We start from the raw sequence: 26735 nt of genomic DNA on the forward strand, positions 1-26735 counted from the left end.
GCCTTACTCACGGTGAGTCCTCCGGCTCGACCAGCAGGGTCACCGTGCGGTTGCGCGGCGCGTCGGCGAACGGACCCTCCGACTGGTCGGCGCTCACCAGCGTGAACGACGTGAGCGCCAGCTCACCGCCCTCGGCCAGGTGGCGGGCCGCCACCAGCGCGCGGCCCAGCGCCACCACCGAGCCGCCTTCCGTCCGCCCGCCGGGCACGGCCACCACGTGGCCGACCACGGTCGTCGTCGTGTCGAGGCGGGCGAGCCTGCGCCCCAGCTTGCGCAGGAGCGCCGCCCCCGTCTCACTGATCTCCGCGCTGTAGGGGAAGAGCCCGGACTTGAAGATCACCCGGGCGTGCCCGCGCCGCGGTTCGACCTTCACTCCCGGCATCGCCAGCCTGCTCGCGATCGCGGCGACCTGTCGTTCGCGGCGGGCGGCCTGCTCGGCGCGGCGGGATTCCGCGGCCTGCTCGCGTCGCGCCGCCGCCGCGCGGTCCGCCTCCAGCGCCTTCAACCGCTGGGCCGGCGCGTCGCTCCCGATCTGTGCTGGTTCCGCCCGCGCGGCCATCGCCGGCTGCCCCGGCTCGCCCGACTGGACCACGACGACGCCGGCCACCAGCGCCGCGACCGCCACCACCGCCGTCGCGGCGCCGAGCAGGCCCGGCTGGAGCAGGGGTCTGACCCGGCGGCGGCCGGCGATGATCCGCTCGATCGTCCGGCGGCCGGCCGCCGCGGCGGCGTCGTCCGGCGCGATCTCCTGCACCGCGGCCCAGCACCGATCCGCCTCGGCCAGCTCGCCGCGCTGGGCGTGCAGCCTGGCCCGCAGATCGAGCACGGTGGCGTCCGCGTCGGCGCCGTCCAGGTCGTCCAGCAGCCGGGCCGCCCGGTCGAGGTCCCCCGCCCGCGCGGCCGAACGCGCCCGGCTCACCGTCAGCTGCGCCCGCAGCGCTTCGCTCATCGCCTGTTCAACCCGCCGAACTCGATCTCGTCGCGCTGGTCCTTCGGCAACATCCGGATCATGCGCTGGTTGACGCCCTCGAGCGCCCGCATGTCGTTCTGCGCGATGGCCCGCTCGCCCTCGCGGATGAGCGGACCGGCCTGGCCGGTGGGCGCGAGCACGTCCCGCAGGAACGCGAACACCTTGACCGGCCAGTCCGGGGAGCGCCGCTCCACTTCGATGAGGAACATCTGGAGCCGTTCCTGCTGGGCCCGCATCGCCGCGACGTCCTGCGCCTGGATCGCGTCCTGCACCCGCCTGCGCAGGTCGGCGAGCGCCTGGCGGTCGCCGGAGTCGCCCAGCCTGTTGACCTTGACCAGCTCCGTCGCCTCGTCGAGCAGCGCTTCGAGCTCCTGCGCCAGCGCCGGCACCTGCACGGCCTGCTCGACGTCGTCCAGGTCCGCCTGGATGTTCCGCAGGCGCTCCTCGGCCGTGGCGGCGGCGCCGGCGTCCACCTTGGCCGCCTGCACCTGCTCGCGGCCGGTCACGATGGTGCCCTCCTCCTCGATCTTGTCCAGCAGGCGTTCGGCCGCGGGTGACCCACCGGCCGACACTGACCTGCGCAGCGACGTCAGCCGCTGCTCCACCTCCGACAGCATCTCCTCCAGCTGCTCGGGGGCGGGGGTCGTGACGTCCGCGAGATTGATCATGGCTTCGAACTGCGTCTGCACCAGCGGCACGTCGGCGACCACGGTGACCAGGCTGGAGCTGTCGACCTCGAAGGTGACCTCCACCTCGCTGCCCGCCGGCAGGTCGATCCTGAGGTCCTTGGGACGGATCTCCAGCATCCCCACCTTGCGGTTGCGATCCCCCCGGTCGCGCTCGCCCTGCAGGACCGGGATCAGGACCGCGGCGTCCGGGTCGGAGCGCCCCAGGGCGATGGAGGTCGTGTACACCTCGCGTTCGGTGACCGGCAAGGTGGCGCCTTTGCGGATCATGGGCGCGAACGAGCCGTCGGCGAGCTGGATGCCGAGCGAGTGCGCCAGCCGCACGCCGCCGAACTCGACCTCGCGGTGCCTGATCGACAACGTGTTGGGGGTGATCGGCTGCGGGGTGCCCTTGTCGTCGATCAGCTCGACCGTGAACTTCGACGTGCGGCCCTTGTCGATGGCGACGTCGGTGGCGAAGGCGCCCGAGGCGTTCAGCAGGACGCGGCCGCTGTTGAAGGGCGGCCGGCCCTCGGGGTTGTCCAGGACGACGGAGTAGCCCTTCCAGTCCGTGGCCGGTCCGCTCACCCGGCCGGCGACGGTGGGCGTGGTCGTCGTCGCGCTGGGCTCGTAGGCCAGCTCGAGAACGAACTCGTCGGCGCCCGCGTTCGCCGGGACGGTGTGCGGGCGCCTGAGCGTACTGGCGAAGATGGCCGCGCCGCGGGCGACGACGGTGGTCGGGTCGAGGCTGGTGTCGAGCTCGATGCCGAGACCGTGCTGCGGATCCGCGAGCCGCTCGCGGAGGCCCGGAGCCAGGGTCTGGCCGCCGACCAGCACAAGCCGGTCGATGTCCGCCGGGCTCAGCGAGGCGTCCTTCAGCGCGGCGCGGCAGAAGTTGATCGCCCGCGCGTAGAACGGCTCCGCGACCGCGTCGAGCTCGTCGCGGGTGAGGACCAGGTCGACCGTCTGCGTGTCGCCGTTCTCGTCGCGCAGGTCGACCATGAACTCCACGCGTTCGAGGCGGGAGAGCTGGATCTTCGCTTCTTCGGCCGCGTTCTTCAGCATGGCGAAGTTCCGCCCCCACCGCGGGCTCTCCCGCCGGAAGTCGCGCAGGTCGAGCTGGCCGGCGGCCTGGGGCCCCAGGATCCGTTCTGCCACAGCCCAGTCGATCAGCTTCCCGCCGAGGTAGGGGTCTCCGGCGTGGTTGAGCACCCGCAGCTCGCCGTCGTGCTTGCTGACCACCGCGGCGTCGAAGGTGCCGCCGCCGAAGTCGAACACCATCCAGTACGCCCGGTCGTCGGCGTCGTGGAACCCGTACGCGAACGCCGCCGCGGTCGGCTCCTGCACCAGCGGCGCGGTGGTGAGCCCGGCCAGCAGGGCGGCGTCGGTGGTGGCCTTGTTCTGGTTCAGCGTGAACGCGGCGGGCACCGTGATCACGGCGGCGTCGGGCGCCGTGCCGCAGTGATGGGCGGCGTCCGCCCGCAACGACTTGAGCACCTCGGCCGACAGCTGCTGGGGGGTGAGCTCCAGCCCGGCGTTGGCGAAGTTCCTGCGCGCGTCGGCCAGCCCCATTTCGAGCTTGAACTCCACCGCGGCGTTCTGCGGATCCCTGAAGGCCCGATCGCGGGCGGGGCGCCCGACCTTGATCTGACCCGGCTTGGGGATCCAGACCGCGGACGGTGTGATGTCCCACCCGTCGTTGTTCTTGAGGACTGTGACGGTGTCGTTCTCGGCCACCGCGATCACGCTGTTCGTGGTGCCGAGATCGATGCCGAAGTCGATGGTGTCACTCATGGTCGTTCCTCACGTGGTCGTCGGGGCCGGAGCTCGGCTGGGGTGGGCAGCCGACGATCACCTGACCCATCTGGATGTGCCGGTCATTGAGGTAGATCGACGGCTGCACGGTCTCCAGGACCGTCTCCGTGTCGAGCGACGGGTCCTCCTGGAAGAGCAGCACCTCCAGGGCGCGCCCGGGGTGGAACTGCTCGCCGTCGTGGTCCTGCACGACCAGGCCGGCCTCCGCCAGCGCGGTACGCGTCGTCCGTACGAAGCGGCCGGCCTGCCGGCTCTTCGCCGGGGAGTCGTCGTCCTGCTTGGTGAGCCGGCGTTCGGCCCGCCACAGGCTCGTCGCGGCGGCGGCCAGGGCCTTCTCGTCCAGGGGAGGCGGCGGTTCCTCGGGCGGGACGATCGTGGCGAGCAGCCGTTCCACGTGCTCGACCAGCTCCTCGTCCCAGTCGGGCGGCGGGATCCGGAAGGAGCGGTGGTGGCGGCGCTGCCGCAGGTCCTCCCGCATCCGCGACAGCAGCCGGCGGGCGGTGCTCACATCATCACCCCCTTGCGCCACAGCAGGAGTCTGGGCAGGTGCCGTTCGCGCAGATGCGGCCACAGGTCGATGGCTTCCTCCAGGAGATCGGCGGCCCGCTGCAGTTCTCCGGGGACCCGGTGGAGCCGCAGGGCCTCGTCGGCGAGGTGCCGGGCCCGTTCCCGGCCGGACGGGGATGCGCGCCGCGCCCGCAGGGCGTCGGCCAGGACGCGGGCGTTGGCCGGGCGGTCGCGGGGATCGAGCGCGAGCGTGGCGAGCACGATCTCGTCCAGCCCTGCGTCGACGTCGGCGTTGTATCTGCTCGGCGGCAGCAGCGGCCGGGTGAACCGGGCGAAGGAGTAGGAGGAGTACCGGCCGGTCTCGCCGTAGGGCAGGTGGTCGGTGAGCAGCAGGTAGGCGATCGTGCCCATCGACCACACGTCGCTGGCGCACGAGTAACCCTGGTTGCTCAGCACCTCCGGGGCCATGAACGCGAGGGTGCCGCGGGCGCTGGCCGTGCGCGTGACGGGGTCGGCCCGCTTGGCCAGGCCGAAATCGCTCACGCGCACCCGGATGGCGCTGCCGTCGTAACCGATCAGGACGTTGGCCAGCGTGACGTCGCGGTGCAGGATCGGCGGATCGTGCTCGTGCGCGACCGCGAGCCCGCTCGCGATCTGCTCCACCACGTCGACCGCGACGGCCGTCGGCACCCCGTTCGGGTAGGCCCGCAGCAGGCTTTCGAGGCTGCCGCCGGGGACGTACTCCATCGTGAAGAACCCGCGCAGGCCCTCGGGGGTCTGGACGGTGTTCGCGTCGAAGAGCCGGACGATGTTCGCGTGTCCGAGGGTGGACAGCAGCCGCGCCTCGTCCAGCATCCGGTGGGTCTCCTCCAGCGAGGCGACCTTCTTGAACAGCTTCATCGCCTGTAGCCCGAGGTAGGCGTGCCGGACCCGGTGCACCTCGGCGAACGCCCCCTCCCCGAGCAGCCGGTCGATCACCAGGGTGTCGGTGACCCGGTCACCGCTGTTGAGCAGCGCCATCGCCCCTCCCCTCGTACTGCACGGCGATCATGGAGACGTCGTCGATCGCCCCGCCGGCCGCGGCGGAGCGGATCAGGCGCTCGCACGCGCTTTCGAGCTCGGGGGCCGTGGTCAGGATCGCGGCCAGGGCCTCGTCGCCCACGCTGCCGGTGAGGCCGTCGGTGCAGAGCAGCAGGCGGTCTCCGGCGGTCAGCTCGTGGACGGATATCCCCGGCACGACCTCGCCCGGCATCCCCATGAATCTGGTCAGCCTGCCCTCGCGCACGTGGTCCTCGGTGAGCCGGTCGAGCCTGCCGTCGCGGGCCAGGTAGATCCGGCTGTCGCCCACGTGCACCGCCAGCGCCGCGCCGTCCCTGACGAGGAGCAGGGCCGCCGTCGCGCCCGTGGTGCCGGGCCCGCCGCGGGCCGTGCGGCGTACCCGCTCGTTGAGCTCGGCGGCCGCCTCGGTCACCGCGCGCGCCACCCCGGGCGCGCGCAGGGCGGCGACGTGCTCGCACACCCGGCGGGGGAAGTGGTCGACGACCGTGCGCGCGGTGGTCGCGGCGTCGGCCAGGCCGCCGATGCCGTCGGCCACGATGAACGTGCCCCCGGCGGGGTCGGCCGCCGCGACGTCCTGGTTCTCCCCGTGCAGGCGGCCGGGCCGGGTGCGGAGCGCGTACCGGATCATGTGGGGGGTCCGCTGACGTTGAGGCGGTAGCCGATGCCCGTGACGGTCTCCAGGATCCGCGGCTGCGACGGGTCGGCCTCGATGCACCTCCGCACGGCGCGCACCACCCCGGCGAGGTCGGCCCTGGTGTACGAGCGGTGCGGCGGCCACTCCTCGCGCGGCCCCCACAGCGCGGTGATCAAAGACGCGTGGTCGCAGGCCACCGCGGCGCCCCCGCTGCCGCGCCCCGCCATGTACCGCAGCAGCTGGTGCCCCTGCGGGCGCAGACCGCTGATCGCGGTCTCCACGCCGTTCTCGACGCGGTACGCCCGCGCGGCCACCCAGTCGTAGCGCAGGCCGGGCCCGGTGTGGCGCACCTCGGTCGGGGAACCGAACGGCGCGGGCTGCGTGGTGTGCGGGTCGAGGAAGGTCAGCTCCCAGTACAGCGGCTCGCCCTCCGGGGTCATGTCACCGAGGATCAGCAGCCTGTCGCCGTGCTGGATGCGCTTGCGCCGCTGCAGGCGCTCGACCACGTCACCGTGTCGCAGCAGGGTGCCGTTGACGCTGGCGTTGTCGGTCACCGACCACATGCCGTCGGCGAAGTCCAGCGTGCAGTGCAGGCGGCCGACCCACCGCTGGGGATCCGGCCCCAGCGGCACGTCGGGGGCGTGCTCGGGCGAGGCGCGCCCGACGGTGATCGGGCCGCTGCCCAGTTCGACCGCGCTCATGACTCCCTCCGGCGAGCTGATGCGCAACGTCACCGTCCGAACCACCGCGACAACCTCCTGTGCGTGCTGGTACGAATCTGGCCCGGAAATTCGCCGCGGGCCATGGAAACGAAGCGGAAACCAGATGGACGCCTCACCGCAGACCGCCGCTGAACGTGCTGTCGTCGGCCTGGCTCACCAGGCACACGGCGTAGATCTCCGCGTCCTTGTCGTCCCACCACCCCTTGCCGGGCGGGCTGATGTGGAAGCGGTAGCCCTCGTCCACACGGGTGCTCGCCTCACACGCGGCCTCGGCCGCGTCCTGGACCTTGTCCTCGCCCGGCCAGGGCTGCGACTTCTCGAAGAGCTTGGGGTAGGCGACGATCTCGGCCCAGTGCGGAAGCTCGCAGTCCACGATCGGGATGTCGCGCTTGTCGGCGCCCCAGGACTCCTGATCCTGGACACAGCTTCCGACCGGGGGGTTCTGCTTGATCTGCGCGGTGTGCACGGACATCGGCACCACCGCCTCGCTCTCCGGCCTGGGCGGTGGGTCGGCGACGTGCGCGCCGGACAGCGGCTTGTCGTCGTGCCGGCTCACCACGCACGGCGTGTAGTTCTCGAACCTGCCTTCCCCTTCGTTCCAGTCCGCTTCCCTCGGGACGAAGTAGTGGATCCGGTACTCCTCGAACGGCAGGTCCTGGCGGGCCTGCAGCCGCGAACACTCGAAGGCGGCCATCGCCTGGACCTGGTCCTCGCCGGGGTAGGGCGAGGGCACCTCGCCGAGTGACGCGTAGCCCAGCACCTCGCCCCAGTGCGGCTCACCGCAGTCGACCAGGAGGACCTGGGAGTGGTCGGTCTGCCAGCCCTCCTTGGTCTCCAGGCACGAGCCCACCGGCGCGTTGTACGCCCGGCTCTCGGAGTAGAGCGCGCCGGTCGAGGGCTCCGCGGTGTCGCCGAACAGGTGGTTCGTCAGGACGATCAGGCCGGTCGGGACGGCGACCCACAACAGGGCGTTGACCAGGCGGAAGAGCCCGCGGAAGAACCCGCCGCGCGCGGCCGGGCGCCGGCGCGGCCCGTACGACGACCGCGTGCGCTCGTACGACGGCCGGTCTGGCGCGTACGACGGCCGGCTCGGCCGGGAGGAGGGGCGGGCGCCTCCGCCGGCGCGCAGCCTGGCCCTGATCCTGTCGATCGCCTCGTCGGCCCACGGCTCGCTCCGCAGGGCCCGCCGAACCCTGCGCAGGTAGTCGTCGGCCAGGTCGTGGCGGCCGAGCTCCTCCCATTTCCGCGCCTCTCGCTCGATCTTGTCGAAGGCCTCGGCGGTGTCCTTCAGCGCGCCGCGGTTCTGCTTGATCCGCTGCGCGGTGACGGGGTCGGAGTTCAGCTCGGCCGCCTCGTCGAGCAGGCTTCCCGCTGGCTCGTCGGCCGCGGGCCCGAGCCTTTCCATCAACGCCGTGGCGCAGTTGTTGAGCAGGATCGCGGTCTGGTTGCGCATGCTGGCCGTGGCGCGGTGCCGCTCGTGCGGCACCAAAGCCTCCAGCCTGACCAGCTGAGGCAGGATCCGCTGGCGGGCGATCGAGGCCGCCCGCTCGTGCCGGCCGGCGTCGAGCTCCTCCATCGCGTCCGTCAGCGCCCTGCGCGTGTCCTCGTAGATCGGCGCGGCGAGGTCCTCCAGGAGGTCGTCGACCGCCGCCATCGGCCACGCGCGGGCCGCGGCCGCCAGTCGCGCCTGGCTCTCCCCCGGCTTGGCGGCGAGCTCGATCAGCGGCTTGACCAGCGCCGCGGGCAGGTCCCTGCGCAGGGCGTCCACGTCGGCCTCGCCGAGTTGCCGATCGTCCAGCGCCGCGATCCGCTGCCGGACGTGATCCCAGAAGACGGCCCGGCGCAGGACCTCCCGCCACCGCTGCCCCGCGTCCGACCACAGCTGCTGGAGCTCCTGGCCTGTGGGGCGGACAGCGGCGGTCTCGCGTTCGAGGGCGGCGCGGTGGGCGCGTACGGCGTCGTCGTGGCCGCGGTGCAGCTCATGGGAGCAGGAGCAGGTGGCGTCGGGGGTGTCCCAGAGCCAGAAGAGCTCCTCGACCAGCCGGCGACGGGGATCGTTCTGCAGACGGTCGAAGGCGGCGCTTACGTCGCCGGGGGGAAGGTCGTGCCCGAGGTCGACGTCGGCGCCGACCGCGATCCTGGGGAGGACGTCCTGCCTGCGCTGCCTGACGGCCCGCCGGTCGGCGTACGTCGACAGTCCGGTGACGCGGAACGCGTTGTGCGTGTACAACGCCACTCCGGCCGCCTCGTCCAATGCCACGCTGATCGCACGGCCTGGCCTGGTCGCATCGCCTGCACCGAACATGTCCTCCCCATCACCATCGAGATCCCGCTGGCATGAGCTTGGCGGAGGCTCGGGCCGGGCTCCATGGCGTGGGCATGGAATCCAGATGGGCGCTCGATGGGTGTGCCGAGGGCTAGATCGTCGTGGGCCGGTTACGCAGACGTCAAGACCCGCGTCACAGCGTTAAGAGATTTCCCAGCCGGCGGTCACCCGAGGAGTCATGAGGGTCAGCGATGTGGTCCGCGCCCTCGCGCCGGCAAGGACGTACGGGATGAGTTGTCCATGGAAGCTCCCGAGGGGCGGAGGTGCATACCGTATGCCAGTTAAGAGGCACTTTTATCGGCGGTCAAGCAGAAGATCGCCGGGCTCCGTCGTATAGGTCGCCGCCCGGCCGGGCCGCCGGCGCGCCCCGGGCACGACTCAGCGGGCGCCCGCGGCGCCGTGACCCTTTAGCCAGATATAAGCGGAAGTACGGGGGATTTCAACGTAACTTCTTGACATTGCGCCAAAAAAGGCGCGTACTTCCATCGAAAACCACCCTCACCGCACCTCCACAGCATCAGTGATCACGATGCGACGCCCAGTCGTCCGCGCCGGCCCACCGCCGGCATCCGAGCAGCTGCACCTCGCCCTCACGCAAGTGAGGCGCCGTCACCGATTGGGGAACCATGACCGAGGTAGGCAGAGGCATGGCGAAAAGCCTGTTCTCCCGGCGTGCCTTCACCGCATCCGCGGCGTTCGCCGCGTTCGCACCATTAGTCGTATCGAGCCAGAGCGAGGCGGCGGTCGACAAACCCGCCGACAAGCCGGGCAAAGGCGGCAAGGACCCCGTCGTCCGCCGGATGACCCTCTACGCCGAGCAACTGCCGGACGGCCAGCTGGGCTACGGCCTGGAGCCCGGCAAGGCCACGATCCCCGGGCCCCTGATCGAGATGGTCGAGGGCGAGACGCTCGAGATCGAGATGGTGAACAACCTGAGCGTGGCGGCCAGCCTGCATGTGCACGGGGTGGACTACGACCAGGCCAGCGACGGCACGCGGCTGACCAACAGCTTGGTGGAGCCCGGCGGGCGGCGTACGTACGTCTGGCGCACGCACGCGCCGGGCCGGCGCCCCGGCGGGAGCATCGAGCCCGGCAGCGCGGGCTACTGGCACTACCACGACCACGTCGTGGGCACCGACCACGGCACGGGCGGCATCCGGCAGGGGTTGTACGGGCCGCTCATCGTCCGCCGCAAGGGCGACACCCTGCCGGACAAGACGTTCACCGTGGTCTTCAACGACATGATGATCAACAACCGTGCCGGTCACGAGGCGCCCGAGTTCGTGGCGAAGGTCGGCGAGCGGGTCGAGTGGATCGTGATCACGCACGGCGATTTCTACCACACGTTCCACATCCACGGGCACCGCTGGGCCGACAACCGCACCGGCCTGCTGGAGCACCCGCAGGACCAGAGCCGGATCATCGACACCAAGATCACCGGACCGGCCGAGTCGTTCGGCTTCCAGGTGATCGCCGGCGAGCGCGTCGGCCCTGGGGCCTGGATGTACCACTGCCACGTCCAGAGCCACTCCGACATGGGCATGGCCGGGATCTTCATGGTGACCGACGAGAACGGCAACGTCCCGGACCACTCGGGCGGCGGCCACTCCGGCCACACGGGCCACTGACGCGCCCCGCAGGACCCGGCGGCGAGAACACTCCCCGCTGCGATCGACCCCTCAGCCCTTCCCAGCAGGTCCCGAATCACCCTCACCGCGAAGGAGCGAACGATGGCCGGAAAAGGCCTCTTACCGCCCCGACCACCCGCCTGGCGCCGCGCGCTGATCACGATGTCGAGCGCCGTGCTGCTGCTGGGGCTGGCCACCCCTGCGGCCGTACCGGCCCTGGCACAGGAACAGGCACAGGCGCAGGCGCAGGTCGCGCCGCCGAAACCGCCCGGGAAAGACTCCGTCAGCGTGCTCGTCTTCCACGGCCCGGCCGACGAGCAGGACGACCCGGTCGAGCAGGCCGCGGCGGCGATCAAGGAGCTGGGCCAGAAGAACGGCTTCTCCGTCGACGTTTCGCAGGACCCGGCCGTCTTCACCGCCGACAACCTGGCGCGCTACCGCGGCGTGGTGTTCCTGTCCGCCGAGGGCGCGCCGCTGAACGACGGCCAGCTGGCCGCGTTCCAGGCGTACATCAGGAACGGCGGTGGTTTCGTCGGCGTCCACGACGCCGCGCGCGCCCAGGCGGACTCGGCCTGGTTCACCGAGCTGGTCGGCAGCCGCCCCGCCGGCAGCCTGCCCCCGCCGGAGAAGGTGGTGGAGAGCTCGGCCAGCGGCGACAACCCGCCGAACGAGACCAAGGACAAGCTGTTCGACGGGAGCAACGACAGCAAGTGGCTGGCCCGGACGCCGACCGGATGGGTGCAGTTCAGGCTCGAGGAGCCGGTCGCGGTGGCCCACTACGCGCTGACGTCGGCCAATGACTTCCCCGGCCGCGACCCGAAGGACTGGACCCTGCAGGGCTCGCAGAACGGGACGAACTGGACCGACCTCGACCGGCGGACCGGGGAGAGCTTCCCGCAGCGGTTCCAGACCAAGGAATACACGTTCGAGAACACCACGGCGTACCAGCACTACCGGCTCAACATCACCGCGAACAGCGGCGAGCCCCTGATCCAGCTCGCCGAGCTGCGGCTGTTCGGCCCCACCGCCGGAGAGCCCCCGGAGAGCAAGCCGCAGGAGGCGGTCGTCGACCTTGTCGACCGGCAGCACCCGGCGAACAAGGGCCTGCCGTTCACCGTGAAGCGCACCGACACGTGGATGAACTGGAGCCCGAACCCGCTGGGCAAGGTCCACACGGTGGCGCAGGTCGGCGAGCACACCTATGACGCGGGCCTGAACGGCAACGGCGCGTTCCACCCGATCTCCTGGTGCCGTGACTACGACGGCGGCCGGTCGTTCTACACCGGCATGGGCGGCACGCGGGCGAGTTACACCGGCGACGAGCACTTCCGCAGCCACCTCGGCGGCGCCATCAAGTGGGCGGCCGGGCTCGTCCGCGGCGACTGCCAGGCCACCATCGCCGCGAACTACACCATCGAGCGGCTGACCGCGCAGAACAAGCAGGGCCAGCTCGACCAGATCGGCGAGCCGCACGGCCTGACTGTCGCGCCGGACGGCAAGGTCCTCTACATCGGCAAGGCGGCCTGCGCCACCGGCCCGATCGCCGACTGGAACGACCCCAAGGTCGGCCTCGGCTGCGGCACCATCCACCAGTGGGATCCGAAGACCAAGCAGGTCAAGCTGCTGACCACGCTGCCCGTCATGGGCAACCGCGGCAGCGGCGACGAGCTGGTCAAGAACGAGGAGGGCCTGGTCGGCATCACGCTCGACCCGAAGTTCGCGGAGAACGGCTGGGTCTACGCCTACTGGATGCCGCACGAGTCGATCGACAGGGACCGGCGGATCGGCAAGCGCACGGTCTCCCGGTTCACCTATGACGCCGCCGCCCAGACGATCGACCAGAGCACCCGCAAGGACCTGCTGCAGTGGGACACCCAGATCCACAGCTGCTGCCACGCGGGCGGAGGCATGACGTTCGACGAGGACGGCAACCTCTACATCGGCACCGGTGACAGCAACTCCTCGGGCGGCTCCGGCGGTTACTCCGGCAACAACTGGACCGCGGAGTACAAGGGCGTGTCGTTCCAGGACGCCCGGCGCACCTCGGGCAACACCAACGACCTCAACGGCAAGATCCTGAGGATCCATCCGGAGCCCGACGGCACGTACACGATCCCCAAGGGCAACCTGTTCACCGGCGAGGAGGAGGGCGGCGGCAAGACCCGCCCGGAGATCTGGGTGATGGGCGTGCGCAACATCGCCCGCCTCGCCTGGGACAACGTGAACAACTGGATCACCGCCGGCTGGGTCGGCCCGGACGCCGGCGCCCCGAGCGAGACGTGGGGCCCGGCCAAGTACGAGACCGCGACCATCCTCACCTCCGCCGGCAACCAGGGCTGGCCGTACTGCATGGGCGACAAGCAGCCCTATCGTGACCGCAGCAACGTCGACGCCACCCAGCCCGCCGACTGGTACGACTGCGACAACCTGAAGAACACCTCGCCGCGCAACACCGGCCTGGTGGACATCCCGCCGGCGCGCGCCAACATGATCTGGTACTCGCCGCAGGGCGGCGGCCCCGTCTACCCGAAGCGGGACGACGACAGCGGCCTGCCCACGTACAAGCTGGGCGACGAGACCTTCACCATCCCCTACCTCAAGGGTGGCGGCCAGGCCGTCATGTCGGGGCCGACGTACCACCGCTCCGAGGTCGACACCGACAGCGGTATGGCGTGGCCGGCGTACTGGGACGGCAAGTGGTTCATCGGTGACCAGTCCAACGCCAACAACCGCGTCGCCGTGACCGTCGACCCGAAGAAGGTCCCTGAGGCGGGCGCGCCCGTCTTCGGCGAGGACCTGCGCCACATCATCCAGACCGGCGGCGGCACCACCCAGCTCCAGTCGTGGATGGACGCCAAGTTCGGCCCGGACGGCGCGCTGTACATGCTCGACTACGCGGGCGGCTTCTTCAGCCTGCACCCCAACCAGAAGCTGATCCGCATCGCCTACAAGGGCGGTCCGGCGACGCCGGACCCGAGTGACGCGGTGGCGCGCCCGGTGCGGCAGAGCGACCCCAAGACGGTGGCGTTCTCCAGCACGAAGGCCGGCGGCGTGTCGTGGGAGTGGGACTTCGGCGACGGCGGCAAGCCGTCGAAGGAGGCGAACCCGACGCACACCTACAAGGACTTCGGCACCTACAAGGCGACGCTGAAGGTCACCTACGCCGACGGCGAGTCGGCCACCGGCACCATCGACGTCAAGGTCGACTGCGCCGCGCCCGACGCCCGGCCGACGGTCCGGCTGCTCGACACCGACACCGGCGTGCCCAACCGGGTGGCCGCGGGCGCCTGCACGCTCAACGACCTGATCGACGACGAGCGCGAGTGGAAGAACCACGGCGAGTTCATGAGCCACCTGAACGACGTCGTGAACGACGCCCGCAAGGACGGCGTCATCGACAACCGCGAGGCGTCCGCGCTGAAGAAGGCCGCCGCCCAGTCGCAGATCGGCAAGACGAACGGGTACGAGACGATCTTCGACGGGACGGCCCAGTCGCTGCAGGGCTGGACCCAGGCTCCGTCCGGGCAGTTCACCCTGCAGCCGGACGGCTCGATCCGCGCCTCGGGCGGTCTCGGAATGTTGTGGTACTCGGAGAAGGCGTACGCCGACTTCTCGCTGAGGCTGCAGTTCCGTGACATCGCGCCGAACACGGGCCGCGCCAACAGTGGCGTCTTCGTCCGCTTCCCCGACCCGAGGACCCCGCTCGACCAGCGCCCTTCGGGAAGCTGCGGAACGGTCGGCTCGGCCCGCACGTCGCCCGCCTGGGTCGCGATCTTCTGCGGGCACGAGATCCAGATCTACGACGGCGACACGGGCGAGCCGCAGAAGACCGGCTCCGTCTACAACTTCTCCTCCAACGGCCTGGACAAGGCGGGGGTCACCCCGAAGGGCCAGTGGAACGACTACGAGATCCGGGTGGTCGGCCAGCACTACACGATCATCCGCAACGGCAAGGTGATCAGCGAGTTCGACAACACGCCGGGCAAGCAGTCGTCCCGCGCCGGCGACCCGCCCACGGATCTGCGCCAGTTCATCAGCGGGTTCGTCGGGTTGCAGAACCACGGCAACAACGACCTGATCGAATTCCGCAACATCCGGGTGCGCGAGCTCTAGGCCGGTCCACCGGCCGGGCGCCGGGCCGGGGGCGTTCCGCCCCGGGCCCGGCGCCCCACCCCAGCCGGAGCGTGCCCTTCGCCGGCACGCGCGCAGACTTTGAGAGGTGCATCGTCCATGCATGTCCCCTTGATCAGTGCCTTACGGCGGGCGCTCAAAGCGGCCGCCACGGCGCCGGGCCTGGCCGTGCTGCTGCTGGCCGCCGGGCTCCCGGCGCTCTTCCTGTCGTCGGGCCAGGCCGCCGCGCAGCCCCGCCTGCAACTGACCGCCTCGGCGGACCAGGTGCTCACCTGGACCGCCGACGACGGCATGACCGCGTACAAGTCGGCGCCGACAGAGGCGACGGCGGGTCCTGCCACCATCGTCTTCGAGAACAGCGTGGCGACCGGCAACGTCACCGGCATGACCCACACCCTGACCTTCGACGTCTCCACCCCGGGCTACAACCACGACGTCAGGCTCAACATCCTCGCCAGCCCCATCGACGCGAACGGCGGCCGGCACGAGGCGCAGGTGAACCTCACGCCGGGCAAGTACCGCTTCTTCTGCGCGATCCCCGGTCACGGCCAGATGGTCGGCGAGCTGGTGGTCACCCAAGGCGGCGGCTCGGACACGACCGCGCCGCAGGTGTCGGCGCAGGTGGCGGGCGACCAGGACGAGGACGGCAACTACGTCGGCTCCGCGACCGTGACCGTCTCCGCGAGCGACACCGAGTCCGGGGTCGAGACGGTCGAATACGCCCTCGACGACGCGGCGTTCGCGCCCTACACCGCGCCGGTGACGGTCAACGAGATCGGCGCGCACACCGTGCGCTACCGGGCCACCGACACGGCCGGCAACACCTCGGAGGTCGGCTCGGTGGCGTTCACCGTGGTGGCCCCGCAGGAGGAGGACACCACTCCCCCGCAGGTAACGGCGGAGGTCGGGGGTGACCGGGACGACGACGGCAACTACGTCGGCTCCGCGACGGTCACCATCACCGCGAACGACGCTCAGTCCGGGGTCGACACGGTGGAGTACTCGCTGGACGGCCAGCCGTACGCGGTCTACACGCAGCCGCTCACGGTCGGCCAGCCCGGCGCCCACGTCGTGACCTACCGGGCCACCGACAAGGCGGGCAACACCTCCGACGCGGGCACGACGGAGTTCACCGTGGTGGCCGAGCAGGAGGAGGACACCACTCCCCCGCAGGTGACCGCGCAGGTGGCGGGCGACCAGAACGAGAACGGCGAGTACGTCGGCTCCGCGACGGTCACCGTCACCGCTGACGACACCGAGTCCGGGGTCGACACGGTGGAGTACTCGCTCGACAACGCGGCGTTCGCGGCCTACACGGCGCCGGTGACGGTCAACCGGGCGGGGGCGCACACCGTGCGCTACCGGGCCACCGACGAGGCGGGCAACACCTCGGAGGTCGGCTCGGTGACGTTCACCGTCGTGGCTCCCCAGGGCGGGGACACCACCCCGCCGCAGGTGACGGCGGGCATCACCGGGAGCATGGACTGGGCGTGGAACTACGTGGGCTCCGCGACGGTGACGATCACGGCGAACGACACCGAGTCCGGGGTGGACAAGGTGGAGTACTCGCTGGACGGCCAGCCGTACGCGGTCTACACGAAGGCGCTGGCGGTCTCCCAGCCCGGAGCGCACACGGTGACCTACCGGGCCACCGACAAGGCCGGGAACACCTCCGCGGTCGGCACGGCCACATTCATGCTCGTCAAGGCGGCGTCGGGCGGGGACGACGACCCGCCGGGCGAGCAATGCCCGAAGCCGGGCAAGGGCAACGGCAAGGATTGCAAGAAGCCCTGATCTGATCGGCCGGGCGGCCTGTCTCCTTTGCGAGAGAGGCCGCCCGTGCGTCATCGGTCGCCGGTGGGCCGCGTCTGGCGGACCCCGTGCCGCCAGACGTCCACGATCGAGCGCGTCGCGGTGATGTCCTGGAGCGGGTCGCCGTCGACGAGCACGAGGTCGGCCAGCAGCCCGAACGCCTCTCGCAGGACGAACGCCGCCCGCTCCGGCGGCGTCAGCCGTTCGAGCAGGATCATGACCCCGTACGAGAGGGACTCGCGCTGCTCGACCGTCTCCAGCGGGCCGAAGGCGCCGCTGGAGACGCGGACGGGCTCGGGGAACCACGGCCCGGGGTAGCGCTCCCGGTCCGCCCGCGCGGAGGTGAGCCGGTTGAGGCACAGGTTCGTGACGACGGTGGTGAGCCACGCGCCGGGGACGGCGACCTGCGTGCCGCGCTGCCAGCGGATGTAGGCCTCCTGGACGACGTCCTCGGCCTCGCCCGCGTCCCCGAGCAGCCGGTACGCCAGGCCCAGCAGCCGGGGACGGTCCGCCAGGAAGACCTCCAGGGAGTTCATCGCCCGGTCAGCGCGGCCTGGCCGCTCGGAGGAGACCGGCCGGGAGGTAGGGGGAGACGACCTGGACGTCCCAGCCGCGGCGGCGCGCGTGGCAGGCCAGGGCCAGGACGTCGAGGTTGATCGCGGCCTCGGAGTCGTCCGCGCGGTCGGCGACCCCGTAGTGGTCGCGGTGGGCGTCGAGGGCGTCGAGCAGGGCCAGGTTGAAGCTCTCCTGGTCGCCCTCGACCAGCTGCGCGAGCAGGACGGCGGGCGGCGGGAAGAATCCCCAGGTCCTGGCCTTGTCGCAGTCGTGCAGGGCCTGGTCGGTGGCGGGTTCGGGGTCGGCGCCGCGCAGGTAGTCGTGCAGGGCTCTGCGGTAGGAGGCGAAGGCGGAGCCGTCCTGCCGGAGGGCGGCGGAGCCGGCCACGACGACCGGGGCCAGGTCCTCTCGGGTCCCGGTGATCAGCGCGAAATTCACGGCGGTGTGCCAGGTGCCGGGCTCGGCCGCGCGGTGAGCGGGGTAGGCGAGCGTGCGGCCGTCGATCGTCACCTCGACGCCGGCGCCGGGCTCGGCGAGCGCGACGCGGAACAACGCGGCCCCCAGCTGGGAGGCCAGGCGCAGGTTCGCCAGTTGCCCGTCCGTGACGTCGTCGGACAGCCCGGCGCGGGCCACGAAGAGCAGCTCCTGATACCGCAACGCGGTCGACAGTCCTCGCGGGTCCAGCGGCTTTCCGTCCTCCGGGGTGAACGCCTCCCTGGTGTACTCCTCGAACAACGCCTCGCTCTCCGGGTGCAGGAAGCCGGGCGGCCCCGGCCGCCGCACCACGACCGGCCCGGCGGCCAGCTCGGCGACCGCGTCAGGACGCCTCTCCCGGCCGTACGCCCGGACCCTCGGGCCCGCGGTCGCGAAGCCGGTCACCAGCGCGCGCGGCAGATAGCCGGTCTCGGGCGGCGGCCAGCCCTGACGGCGGTAGGCCAGGGCGGCGAGGGCCAACGGGAGGAGCGGGAGCAGGGTGCGGGGCCGGTCTCCGGGCCCGTGGAGCGCGCGGTGGCGGAGGAGCAGCTCGGCCAGAGCGGTGCGGAACGTCTCCTGGTCGCCGGCTTCCAGGGCGCGCAGGGCGTGGACCGCTGTGGCGTGCGGGAGGGTGGCGTCGGTCGCGGCGCGCGGTTCCTCCGTGTCGCCGATGACGTACGCCATCAAGCCGTCGACGAGCTCCTCCTGGGCCGTGCCGCGGGCGAAGTGGAACGCCTCCCCGTGCCGCTCGGCCGTGCCCGCCAGGACCGCGAGGCAGAACGCGTCGAGCCAGCGGTCCGCGGTGATCGGCTGCGGCGTGCCCCCGGGCTCGGGCCCGTAGGTGATGCCGAAGTCGACGTAGTCGAGGTAGACCGAGAAACCGGCGAACGGGTGGTACGCCGCGTACGCGACCGCTCCGGCGGCGGCCTCGGCGGCGTTGCCGAAGGCGGCCCTGGCCTCGGGGGTGTCGAGGTCCGGCGTCCCGGCGGAGAGCGCGCCCAGGTAGTCCAGGAACTCCTCGCAGATCAGCCACCACTCGTACGCGGTCATCGGGCCGGCCTTCGCCATCGACCTGACCATCGAGCCGATCCTGTCGGCGAACCCCTCACGGGCCGCCGCCACCGTTGCCTCGCGCACCTCGTGACGCTGTCCCCCGGAGATCACAGCACCCCACCTTAAACCGAAATATCGGGATATGGCGCTACCTGTGGGCCTTCGCCCGGCGGATGAGCGAGGCGGCCGCGGAGACCAGCGCCATGGCCGTGGCCAGCGCGAAGACCACCACCAGGCCGTTGTGGAACGGGTGCGAGATCAGCTCCGGGAAGAACCGGCGGCCGGTGAGCACGTCGACGTGCGCCGGGGGCAGGTGGCCCAGCAGCCCCGGCCCGAGAAGGTGCCCGACGGGGTTGTAACCGAGGAACGCGGCGAACAACACCCCCACCGGCGGCAGCTCGGCGATGGAGTGGGCGGCCTGGGCGGGCACCCCCTGCGCGGTGAGCCCGACGCTGAGGACGCCCGGCAGCGAGTCGGACAATCCGGCCACCATGAGGCGTGGCCGCGTTCCCGCCGGCGAAGGCCGTGCTGCGGAACAGGCTCAGCCGGATCAGGGGCTCGGCTGTGCTCGTCTCGGCCAGGCAGAAGACGGCCAGCATCGCGACGCCGCCGGCGAGGGCGGCCAGCACCCACGGGTTCGTCCAGCCCATGATGTGGCCGCCGTACGTGATGCCGGCGAGCAGGGCCGTCAGGCCCACGGCGAAGGTGATGTTGCCCCACCAGTCCATGCGCCCGGGGGCGCGCTTGCCGGTCTCGTGCAGGGAGCGGTACGCCCAGACGGTGCCCGCGACCCCGATCGGGACGTTGACCCAGAAGACCGAGCGCCAGTCCCACTCCGCGAGCACCCCGCCGAGCACCAGGCCGAGGAACGAGCCGGCGATGCCCGCCACCATGTTGACGCCCAGCGCCATGCCGCGTTGCCGGCCGGGGAACGCGTCGGTGATGATGGCGGCGGAGTTGGCCATGAGCATGGCGCCGCCGACCGCCTGCACCACCCGCCACCCGATCAGCCACAGCGCGCCGCCCCCGCCGTGGAAGGGATCCAGCGAGAGCACGACCGACGTCAGGGTGAAGATGACGAACCCGCTGTTGTAGATGCGGACCCGGCCCCACATGTCGCCCAGCCTGCCGAGCGTGACCACCAGGACCGCCGTGACGAGCATGTAGCCCATGAGCGTCCAGAGCAGATAGCCGACGTTCCCGGGCTCAAGCGGGTCGAGCCGGATGCCTGTGAAGATCGCGGGCAGCGAGATCAGCACGATGGAGCTGTTGATGGAGGCGATCAGGACCCCGAGGGTGGTGTTGGTCAGCGCCACCCACTTGTAGTGGGGGTGGTCGGCGGCGATCCAGGTGCGGCGGGCGCGTGGCGGACCGGTGTTCCGGCCTGTCGTCCGGTGGGTCACCATGCCACGGGCAGCTCGTAGACGCCGTAGATGAACCCGTCGTGCTTGAACGGGATGCGATCGAGGTCCACGGCCGGTCGCAGCGAGGGGATGCGGCGGTAGAGCGTGCCGTAGACGACCTGCAACTCGACGCGGGCCAGCGGCTGACCGAGACACTGGTGCACGCCGAAGCCGAACGCGACGTGATGGCGCGCGTTGCGGTGGAGGTCGAGCCGGTCGGGGTCGGGGAAGGCGGCCGGGTCCCGGTTCCCGGCGTCGGTGGCCAGGATGACGCCCTCGCCGGCGCGGATGGTCTGCCCGCCGATCTCGATGTCCTCCAGGGCCACCCGGCGCCGTCCGGTCGCCACGATGGTCAGGTAGCGCAGGAGCTCCTCGACCGCCCCCGCGACCAGCGCCGGGTCGTCGGTCTCCCGCAGCTCGGCCAGCCGGCCGGGGTGGTGCAGCAGCGCGAGGGTGCCCAGCGCGATCATGTTGGCGGTGGTCTCGTGGCCGGCGATCAGCAGCAGCCGCCCGATGGACGCCGCCTCCCCCCGGGTCAGCTCGCCGGTGGCGACCCGCTTGACGGCCAGCTCCGAGAGCAGGTCGTCCCCGGGGCGCGCGAGCTTGTCGCCGACCAGCTCGTCGAGGTAGTCGACCAGCCGCTGCTGGGCCAGCCTGGCCTGCTCCGGAGGCGTGTCGTTCTTGACCAGGATCCGGCTCTGGGCCTGGAAGAAGTCATGATCGGCGTACGGAACGCCGAGTAGCTCGCAGATCACCCGCGACGGCACCGGCAGCGCGAACGCCTCGACGAGGTCCACGGGGTTCGGGCCGGCCAGCATCTCGTCGATCTGGCCGTCCACGATCGCCTGGATGGCCGGGCGCAGCGCCTCCACGCGCCTGATGGAGAACGGCGCGGTGACCGTCCTGCGCAGGCGGGCGTGCTCGGGGTTGTCCATGGTGAGGAACGTCTGCGTCTGCCGCCGCAGCTCCTTCTGGGACGGGCCCTGATGCGGGTAGTGCGGGTTGCCGCTGTCGGCGCTGATGCGCCGGTCGGCCAGCAGCGCCCGCTGGTCCTCGTACCGGGTGACCAGCCAGGGGGTGCTGCCGTCCCAGATGCGTACGCGGGTGATGGGCGCGGCGGCCTGCAGCTGCCGCAGGCGCGGCGGCGGGTCGAACGGGCAGCCGGGCGCGCGCCGCATCGGGTAGTCCTCGGCCACGGGGGGTGTGGTGGTGGTTTCCGGGTTGGCGGTCATGATGCCTTGCCCCTTCTCCGGTGGTGAACGTCCTCGGTCGTGAACGTGATCGAGGCCTGGGCGCTTCAAAGCCGGCGCCGCCTTCTCTGCCGCGCTTCAGGCGCCGGCGGTCGCCTGCTGGGGCGGCGCGGGTCGGGCGCCGGCGGGAGTCTTCTGGGCTGCGGCGCTGGAGAGCAGTCGCCTGATGGCGGGGCGCGCGGCCCGCATCGCCGTGTCGAGGACCTCCTGGTCCTCCGGTGGAAGCTCCGACAGCAGCTCGGCCATCCGGTCGCGCTGGGCCTGCCGGTGCTCCTCCAGCAACCGCCGGCCGGCGTCGGTGACGGCGACCATGACCACGCGCGCGTCCTGCGGCTCGTCCACCCTCCGCGCCAGCCCGAACTGCTCCAGCCGCTTGACCACCTGGGTCATCGACGGCTGGGCGATGCCCTCCGCGGCCGCGAGCGTCGTCAGCCGGAGCGGCCCCTGGCTGTCCAGCCTGGAGAGCGTGGACAGTGCGGTGATGTTGAGGTCTCCGTACACCGACAGGTGACGCAACACCAGCCGTGCGACCTCTCTGAACGCGTCGGCCATGTCCGCGGCATCAGGGCCCATGCTCTCCGGCCTTCCTGCGACATGTCAGGCTCCAGGCGGGCCGAGCCTCGACACGCCGGTCACCGTGACCACGGGTGCGGGCGTGCATAACAGCACCACGTCCTCCAGCCTCGGGTGGTGCCCTCCGGACGCTCGTCCGGGGAGACGCCTACTGCCGTCGTATCACCGGCCTATATAGGACATCTATCTAAATTAGGCAAAAACTGGATAAATGCCCCAATGAAGTGCTTCGTACGGGTAGGGCAGGGCGGTCAATCGCCGGTCAGATACCGCCATTTGGTCATACGGTGCCGGAGGTCCAGAGTGGCGGCGTTTGCGGAGAACGTGCCGTCGCCTCGGTGATGGAACTCGCCCGCGCCCCGCTTGGCGGCGTCGTACCAGGCCCGCTCACCCTGGAGGATCCACAGGCCGTGGTCCTCGACGAGCCGGTCGTCGGCGACGGTGCATTCGATGTTGGCGAAGCACTCCATGACGAGAGGCGCCCGCACCACCGCACCGGGCGCCGGAGTGAAGCCGAACCGCTGCCATTTGTCGACGTCGCCGCCGGAGACGTTGCCGACGTCGACCACCCGCTCGGCCAGGTCGATGGAGGGGATCGCGATGACGCACTCCCCCGTGTCCGACAACGCCTCGTAGCTGTGGTCCCAGGGGCCGAGGACGAGCGCGATGAGGGCCCCGTGCGCGACCGGCATGTTGAAGGCGTTGGTCATCAGGTTGGCCCGCCGCCCGTCGAACGTGGACACCATGACGACCGGCCCAGGCTCGATCAGCCGATGCACGTTCTCCACCGGGTACTCCACGAAACCGCTGACAGTGCTCATGGTTCATTCCTTTCCGCCGCCGGCGCAATCTCTCGTCATGGCTGTCTCGTCATGGCCGGATCGAGGGCCGAACCGGGGCGGACGGAGGGCGCGCACCTCCGGGCAGTCAACGTCGGGGAGAGCCGTCATGACCGTCCGGCCCCCACTCGTCGTCACACTGCCGCGGCGCGACGACGGCCGTGCGACTTCTTGAGATATCCGTCGGCAGTGCGATCACGTCTATCACCTGTCGAACAGGTTCCGTCACGACCGAACAGGAGATATCGCCGCCGGGCATATGTCTCGCAGGCGTGCTGGGAGAAGAAAACGCGACCGTCGAAGCGAGGTCCGGCGGCGACGTCGTGCACGTCATTCCCCTACCTGAGCCCACCGTCGGATGAGCAGCGCCGGAAGAGGTCACTGGTGCGCGTCGTTCCAGTATCTGTACCAAGGGCCCCGCAGGTGGCGCGTATCACTCGGCCTGTGCTCGGGGCTCCAGACGTACCCGTAGGAGTCCCCGTCCCAGCCCTGCTCGCCTCGGTGGAAGTAGACCAGGTCGTCCTCCCGCCGGACGAACTCGAACGTGAGGCTTCCGATGCTCCGGCCCCTGAGCTCGACACCCTCCCCCAGCGTGCGGGCGACCGCCTCCATGTCCGCCGCCGAGTGAGCGAAACGCAGCCGCTCACCACAGATCATTGCCACAAGGACGGCTGCCACGAGCGCCGCCCCCACGTACGCGGCTCTGCGTAAGGCGGGCGTTCCCCCGCGGATCATGCCGGGCATGTGGTCATCGTCGCACGTGCCGTGACCCCGCCGATGGCCGTCTCAGTGCAAGGTGGCGAGTTGGGCGCGGTCGAAAGGTCTGAGGTCGGCGGTGCGTCCGGTCAGGATCTTGGCGGCCCAGCCGGGGTCGCCCAGCAAGGCGCGGCCCACCGCCACGAGGTCGAACTCGTCGCGCTCCATCCGGTCCAGCAGCCGGTCGATGCCGGCGACGCCGCTCGGCTCGCCCTCCACCGCCCTGGTGAACTCGTTGTCGAGCCCCACCGAGCCGACGCCGATGGTGGCCTTGCCGGTGAGCTTCTTGGCCCAGCCGGCGAGGTTCAGGTCCGAGCCCGCGAACTCCGGCAGCCAGTACCGCCGGGTGGAACAGTGGAACGCGTCAGCCCCCGCCTCGGCGATCGGCGTGAGGATCGCCTCCAGTTCCTGCGGCGACGCGGCGATCCTCGCCGTGTAGTGACCCACCTTCCATTGGGACATCCGCAGGACGATGGGGAAATCCGCCGACACGGCCGCCCGGCAGGCCGCCACGATCTCGGCGGCGAACCGCGCCCGCGACGCGGGGTCACCGCCGTAGGCGTCGGCGCGCCGGTTCGTACGGGCCCAGAGGAACTGGTCGATGAGGTAGCCGTGGGCTCCGTGGAGCTCGACGCCGTCGAAGCCGAGCGCCTCGGCCGCGGCGGCTCCTGCGGCGTAGGCGGCGATCACGTCGTCCATGTCGGCCGTCGTCATCGCCCGGCCCGGCTCCGAGTCATCCAGGGGAACGCCTGAGGGGCCGATGCGGGGTGCGCCGGGAACCGGCGGGGCGCCCGCGACCCGCGCCATGCCGACGTGCCACAGCTGCGGCATGATCAGCCCGCCGGCCCGGTGGACGGCGTCCGCCACCCGGGCCCAGCCCGCGAGCGCGTCCTCGCCGTAGAAGCGGGGAACGCGGTCACGGGTACCGGCCGACGGATGACCGACGTACGCCCCCTCCGCGATGATCAGCCCGACGCCGCCCTCGGCCCTGCGGGCGTAGTACCGCGCCACGTCCGCGCCGGGCACCCCACCGGGACAGAACTCCCGGGTCATCGGCGCCATCGCGATCCGGTTGGCGACCACCCGCCCTCCCAGGAAGAACGGGCGTAGGAGCACATCTCTGGCACGCACGGCAGAACTGCTGGACATCGGCATCATCACCCTCCGTCACAAGAATGCCACTACATGTGACGATGCCGGTCCAGATCTCATGGCCGGCCCGGGCGACCCCCTTGAGCACGGCCGTGGCGGCGTCGCCGTCGCCGGCACGGCGCCAGGATCTCCACCTCATGCGTCCTTCGTCCCCGCGGCAGGCGGCTGCCAGGGCCAGCGGCCCTCCAGCTCCACCTCCAGGGAGAAACTGAGAAACGTCCGCACGAGGACGATCAGCGCGAGGACGCCGACGCTCGCGAACGTCGGAGAGATCGCGACCGTCCGGATGATGTCCGCGGCGACGAGGAACTCGAGCCCCAGCAGGATCGCCCGCCCGAGCCCCTTGCGGTACCTCTGGTAGGCGTCGTGAGCGGGACGCCGCAGCAGCAGCCGGTAGCCGAACCGGCAGGTCGCCACCAGCGCCCCCACCACGATGGCGGCGACGCCGGCCATGTCGACCGCCTGGCCGGCCATCTCGATGACGGGCTTCAGGTCCATCGTCAGTCCTCTGGCCGGTGCTCCCCCGGTTGCCTTGCTCGCGAGCGAGCCGCGCGCCGGGGTTCCACGGTGTACCGCCGATGGGGTCAGCTGATCGCGTCGAGGAGGCGCCGGCAGTCACTCGCGCAGCCGCGGCACGCCTGGGCGCACAGCCGGCAGTGCTCGTGCATGCCGGCGTGACGTTCGCACTCCTCCGCGCAGCTGGTGCAGGCCTGGATGCACGCCTGCAGCTGGGCGCGGGTGATGTTGGCGTCGTAGCCGGTGTGGCGCGACAACACGCGGGCGGTCGCCTCGCAGATGTCGGCGCAGTCCAGGTCGGTGCGGATGCACTTGCGGAGCCGGTCGATCTCCTGCTCGCTCAGGCAGGCGTCGGCGCAGGCCGTGCACGCCTGTGCGCAGTCGAGGAGCGCCTGGACGGTGTCGGCGATCTGGCCCCGGTCGAGGTTGATGTCGGCGGGGTAGGTGTCGATCATTTCGCGTACCGGCATGGCAGGACATCCCTTCTCTGCTTCCGAGCCTGCCCTACCCCCGCCGGCCGGCTGAAACGGTGAAGCGGCAAGTGATCAGGCGAGCCCGTCCCGCGGGTCTGCGAGGGCGTCGCAGCTCATGGTGGCGGGGCCGGCGAGGCGCAGGGCGAGCAGCGCGACGTCGTCGGTGAAGTCGTCGCCGCGGTGCTGCAGCAGGCGATCGCACATCTCCTCGATGGGCAGATGACGCAGCTCGGCGGCGGCCCGGGCCAGGCTGGCCATGCCCTCGTCGAGGCCGTGCACGGGATCCTCGATGAGCCCGTCGGTGTAGAGCACCAGAATGGATCCGGCGCGGATGATCTGCTCGCAGTCCGGCCGGGACAACTCGGGCATGACCCCGAGGGGATGGCCCCCGTCGCTCCACAGGTAGCGGACGGGGCCGTCGGGGGGAACCAGCAGCGGAGGCGGGTGCCCGGCGCTCCCCCACCACAGCCGCCACTCACCGCCGGTGTGCCTTTCCAGGCGAGCCAGCAGAACGGTGGCCATCGGACCGCCGTGCAGGCCGTGCAGCACCTCGTCGAGCCGTTGCAGGATGCGGGAGGGCGGCCGGCACTGTTCGTAGGCGATCACCCGCAACATGTTGGAGATCTGGCTCATGACGGTGGCCGACCTCAGGTCGTGGCCCATCACGTCGCCGACCATCAGGCAGGGCACGCCGTCGGGCAGCATGATCGCGTCGTACCAGTCGCCGCCGATCTGCGGGACGGCGCCGGAGGGGCGGTAGCGCGCGCATGCCTGCAGGCCACGCAGATCGGGCAGCTTGGGGAGCAGGCTCCGCTGGAAGTCCTCGGTGCTGCGCCTGATCCGCTCGTACAGGCGGGCGTTCTCGATGGCGACACCGGCCGCGCTCGCCAGCGCCGCGATGATCCGCTCGTCGTCGTCGGTGAACGGCCCGCCGGAACGTTTGTCGGCGACGTACAGGTTGCCGTAGACGGTGCCGCGGACCAGGATCGGCGTCCCGATCAGGGTGCGCATCACCGGGTGCCCGGGGGGAACTCACGGAAGCTCGGATGGGCCTGCACGTCCTCCACGCGCAGCGGCCGGGGGTGTTCCACCAGCTCCGCCAGCAGTCCATGGGCGGTCGGCATCCGGCCGACGGCGTCGTACACCTCTTGCGAGACGCCGCACGTGAACAGGTCGGCGAACTGGCCCTCCTCGCTCAGCACGCCGAGGGCGCCGTACCGGGCGTCCACCAGGTCGGCGGAGACCTCCACGATGGTGCGGAGCGCCGCGTTCAGCTCCAGCTCGGAACTGATCGCCAGCACGGCCTCCAGCAGGCGCGCCATCCGGTCGTGCAGGTGCTGGATCTGCCTCAGCCCTTCCTGCATCCGCTGCAGATCCTCGGCACCCAACGGCTCCAGACTCCCGCCGAACGCGCCGCCATCC

Annotated in this window: 21 protein-coding genes and 1 pseudogene; 3 read left to right on the forward strand and 19 right to left on the reverse strand. The window is 71.2% G+C overall.

Annotated elements, in window-relative coordinates; genetic code table 11:
• Positions 1-7: 7 nt before the first annotated feature.
• The 7 genes from E1286_RS06300 to E1286_RS06330 all read right to left on the reverse strand — a co-directional run bounded on the left by E1286_RS06300 (position 8) and on the right by E1286_RS06330 (position 8632).
• The gene (locus tag E1286_RS06300; protein ID WP_132609619.1) at positions 8-949 is read right to left on the reverse strand and encodes a hypothetical protein; all 942 of its coding nucleotides are present in this window, start codon (positions 947-949) and stop codon (positions 8-10) included.
• Positions 946-3429, reverse strand: coding sequence for an Hsp70 family protein (locus E1286_RS06305; RefSeq protein WP_132609621.1), 2484 nt, complete (start codon positions 3427-3429; stop codon positions 946-948). The genes E1286_RS06300 and E1286_RS06305 overlap by 4 nt, the downstream gene beginning before the upstream one ends.
• Entirely contained in the window at positions 3422-3958 is a 537-nt protein-coding gene (locus E1286_RS06310) for a hypothetical protein (protein ID WP_132609623.1), read from the reverse strand. The genes E1286_RS06305 and E1286_RS06310 overlap by 8 nt, the downstream gene beginning before the upstream one ends.
• Positions 3955-4977, reverse strand: a complete 1023-nt coding sequence (locus E1286_RS06315; protein ID WP_132609625.1) for a serine/threonine-protein kinase — start codon at positions 4975-4977, stop codon at positions 3955-3957. The genes E1286_RS06310 and E1286_RS06315 overlap by 4 nt, the downstream gene beginning before the upstream one ends.
• Positions 4955-5644, reverse strand: a complete 690-nt coding sequence (locus E1286_RS06320) for a PP2C family protein-serine/threonine phosphatase (protein WP_132609627.1) — start codon at positions 5642-5644, stop codon at positions 4955-4957. The genes E1286_RS06315 and E1286_RS06320 overlap by 23 nt, the downstream gene beginning before the upstream one ends.
• Positions 5641-6351, reverse strand: coding sequence for an FHA domain-containing protein (locus E1286_RS06325; RefSeq protein WP_132609629.1), 711 nt, complete (start codon positions 6349-6351; stop codon positions 5641-5643). The genes E1286_RS06320 and E1286_RS06325 overlap by 4 nt, the downstream gene beginning before the upstream one ends.
• A gap of 133 nt (positions 6352-6484) precedes the next feature.
• Positions 6485-8632, reverse strand: coding sequence for a septum formation family protein (locus E1286_RS06330; RefSeq protein ID WP_132609631.1), 2148 nt, complete (start codon positions 8630-8632; stop codon positions 6485-6487).
• A 713-nt stretch (positions 8633-9345) separates the two neighbouring features.
• Here E1286_RS06330 and E1286_RS06335 point away from each other — a divergent pair.
• The 3 genes from E1286_RS06335 to E1286_RS06345 all read left to right on the forward strand — a co-directional run bounded on the left by E1286_RS06335 (position 9346) and on the right by E1286_RS06345 (position 16251).
• On the forward strand, positions 9346-10326 hold the full coding sequence (locus E1286_RS06335; RefSeq protein ID WP_132609633.1) for a multicopper oxidase domain-containing protein: 981 nt from the start codon (positions 9346-9348) through the stop codon (positions 10324-10326).
• Between the two features lie 102 nt (positions 10327-10428).
• A complete protein-coding gene (locus E1286_RS06340) occupies positions 10429-14439 on the forward strand; it encodes a ThuA domain-containing protein (protein WP_187368123.1) in 4011 nt (1336 codons plus the stop codon).
• 117 nt (positions 14440-14556) lie between these two features.
• Positions 14557-16251, forward strand: coding sequence for an OmpL47-type beta-barrel domain-containing protein (locus tag E1286_RS06345; protein ID WP_187368124.1), 1695 nt, complete (start codon positions 14557-14559; stop codon positions 16249-16251).
• A gap of 50 nt (positions 16252-16301) precedes the next feature.
• Here the strand turns inward: E1286_RS06345 and E1286_RS06350 are convergent, their stop codons facing one another.
• The 12 genes and pseudogenes from E1286_RS06350 to E1286_RS06405 form a co-directional block, all read right to left on the reverse strand.
• Entirely contained in the window at positions 16302-16805 is a 504-nt protein-coding gene (locus E1286_RS06350; protein ID WP_132609635.1) for a sigma factor, read from the reverse strand.
• Positions 16806-16812: 7 nt separating this feature from the next.
• The gene (locus E1286_RS06355) at positions 16813-18462 is read right to left on the reverse strand and encodes an immunity 49 family protein (RefSeq protein WP_223189601.1); all 1650 of its coding nucleotides are present in this window, start codon (positions 18460-18462) and stop codon (positions 16813-16815) included.
• Positions 18463-18473: 11 nt separating this feature from the next.
• Positions 18474-19757, reverse strand: coding sequence for an MFS transporter (locus tag E1286_RS06360; RefSeq protein ID WP_246074499.1), 1284 nt, complete (start codon positions 19755-19757; stop codon positions 18474-18476).
• Positions 19751-20986 carry a cytochrome P450 gene (locus E1286_RS06365; RefSeq protein WP_132609637.1) on the reverse strand — a complete coding sequence of 412 codons (1236 nt, stop codon included), beginning with the start codon at positions 20984-20986 and terminating at the stop codon, positions 19751-19753. The genes E1286_RS06360 and E1286_RS06365 overlap by 7 nt, the downstream gene beginning before the upstream one ends.
• Positions 20987-21082: 96 nt before the next feature.
• Positions 21083-21577 (reverse strand): MarR family winged helix-turn-helix transcriptional regulator, encoded by a 495-nt coding sequence (locus tag E1286_RS06370; RefSeq protein ID WP_132609639.1) that lies wholly within the window; start codon positions 21575-21577, stop codon positions 21083-21085.
• A gap of 251 nt (positions 21578-21828) precedes the next feature.
• The gene (locus E1286_RS06375; protein WP_132609641.1) at positions 21829-22398 is read right to left on the reverse strand and encodes a flavin reductase family protein; all 570 of its coding nucleotides are present in this window, start codon (positions 22396-22398) and stop codon (positions 21829-21831) included.
• Positions 22399-22794: 396 nt separating this feature from the next.
• Complete coding sequence (locus E1286_RS06380; protein ID WP_132609643.1) at positions 22795-23160, reverse strand: hypothetical protein; 366 nt, start codon at positions 23158-23160, stop codon at positions 22795-22797.
• Between the two features lie 42 nt (positions 23161-23202).
• Positions 23203-24321 carry an NADH:flavin oxidoreductase gene (locus tag E1286_RS06385; RefSeq protein WP_223189602.1) on the reverse strand — a complete coding sequence of 373 codons (1119 nt, stop codon included), beginning with the start codon at positions 24319-24321 and terminating at the stop codon, positions 23203-23205.
• A 138-nt stretch (positions 24322-24459) separates the two neighbouring features.
• Positions 24460-24822: a DUF1622 domain-containing protein gene (locus E1286_RS06390; RefSeq protein ID WP_132609645.1), complete on the reverse strand. Its 363-nt coding sequence runs from the start codon at positions 24820-24822 to the stop codon at positions 24460-24462.
• A gap of 86 nt (positions 24823-24908) precedes the next feature.
• A complete protein-coding gene (locus E1286_RS06395) occupies positions 24909-25310 on the reverse strand; it encodes a four-helix bundle copper-binding protein (protein WP_132609647.1) in 402 nt (133 codons plus the stop codon).
• 75 nt (positions 25311-25385) lie between these two features.
• Positions 25386-26324, reverse strand: a complete 939-nt coding sequence (locus tag E1286_RS06400; RefSeq protein ID WP_132609649.1) for a PP2C family protein-serine/threonine phosphatase — start codon at positions 26322-26324, stop codon at positions 25386-25388.
• Positions 26324-26735, reverse strand: a pseudogene (locus E1286_RS06405) (histidine kinase); the annotation flags it as partial. The gene E1286_RS06400 and the pseudogene E1286_RS06405, both read right to left, overlap by 1 nt.

It is taken from the genome of Nonomuraea terrae, assembly GCF_004348995.1.
Taxonomy (GTDB): domain Bacteria; phylum Actinomycetota; class Actinomycetes; order Streptosporangiales; family Streptosporangiaceae; genus Nonomuraea; species Nonomuraea terrae.

What these genes read in the sequence shown, in the direction of transcription:
- E1286_RS06315 (WP_132609625.1), bottom strand. Translation starts at nt 4,977, where the DNA reads ATGGCGCTGCTCAACAGCGGTGACCGGGTCACCGACACCCTGGTGATC.
- E1286_RS06305 (WP_132609621.1), bottom strand. Translation starts at nt 3,429, where the DNA reads ATGAGTGACACCATCGACTTCGGCATCGATCTCGGCACCACGAACAGC.
- E1286_RS06335 (WP_132609633.1), top strand. Translation starts at nt 9,346, where the DNA reads ATGGCGAAAAGCCTGTTCTCCCGGCGTGCCTTCACCGCATCCGCGGCG.
- E1286_RS06350 (WP_132609635.1), bottom strand. Translation starts at nt 16,805, where the DNA reads ATGAACTCCCTGGAGGTCTTCCTGGCGGACCGTCCCCGGCTGCTGGGC.
- E1286_RS06300 (WP_132609619.1), bottom strand. Translation starts at nt 949, where the DNA reads ATGAGCGAAGCGCTGCGGGCGCAGCTGACGGTGAGCCGGGCGCGTTCG.
- E1286_RS06400 (WP_132609649.1), bottom strand. Translation starts at nt 26,324, where the DNA reads ATGCGCACCCTGATCGGGACGCCGATCCTGGTCCGCGGCACCGTCTAC.
- E1286_RS06375 (WP_132609641.1), bottom strand. Translation starts at nt 22,398, where the DNA reads ATGAGCACTGTCAGCGGTTTCGTGGAGTACCCGGTGGAGAACGTGCAT.
- E1286_RS06345 (WP_187368124.1), top strand. Translation starts at nt 14,557, where the DNA reads ATGCATGTCCCCTTGATCAGTGCCTTACGGCGGGCGCTCAAAGCGGCC.
- E1286_RS06365 (WP_132609637.1), bottom strand. Translation starts at nt 20,986, where the DNA reads ATGACCGCCAACCCGGAAACCACCACCACACCCCCCGTGGCCGAGGAC.
- E1286_RS06370 (WP_132609639.1), bottom strand. Translation starts at nt 21,577, where the DNA reads ATGGGCCCTGATGCCGCGGACATGGCCGACGCGTTCAGAGAGGTCGCA.
- E1286_RS06325 (WP_132609629.1), bottom strand. Translation starts at nt 6,351, where the DNA reads ATGAGCGCGGTCGAACTGGGCAGCGGCCCGATCACCGTCGGGCGCGCC.
- E1286_RS06360 (WP_246074499.1), bottom strand. Translation starts at nt 19,757, where the DNA reads ATGGTGACCCACCGGACGACAGGCCGGAACACCGGTCCGCCACGCGCC.
- E1286_RS06380 (WP_132609643.1), bottom strand. Translation starts at nt 23,160, where the DNA reads ATGCCCGGCATGATCCGCGGGGGAACGCCCGCCTTACGCAGAGCCGCG.
- E1286_RS06390 (WP_132609645.1), bottom strand. Translation starts at nt 24,822, where the DNA reads ATGGACCTGAAGCCCGTCATCGAGATGGCCGGCCAGGCGGTCGACATG.
- E1286_RS06340 (WP_187368123.1), top strand. Translation starts at nt 10,429, where the DNA reads ATGGCCGGAAAAGGCCTCTTACCGCCCCGACCACCCGCCTGGCGCCGC.
- E1286_RS06395 (WP_132609647.1), bottom strand. Translation starts at nt 25,310, where the DNA reads ATGCCGGTACGCGAAATGATCGACACCTACCCCGCCGACATCAACCTC.
- E1286_RS06320 (WP_132609627.1), bottom strand. Translation starts at nt 5,644, where the DNA reads ATGATCCGGTACGCGCTCCGCACCCGGCCCGGCCGCCTGCACGGGGAG.
- E1286_RS06385 (WP_223189602.1), bottom strand. Translation starts at nt 24,321, where the DNA reads ATGTCCAGCAGTTCTGCCGTGCGTGCCAGAGATGTGCTCCTACGCCCG.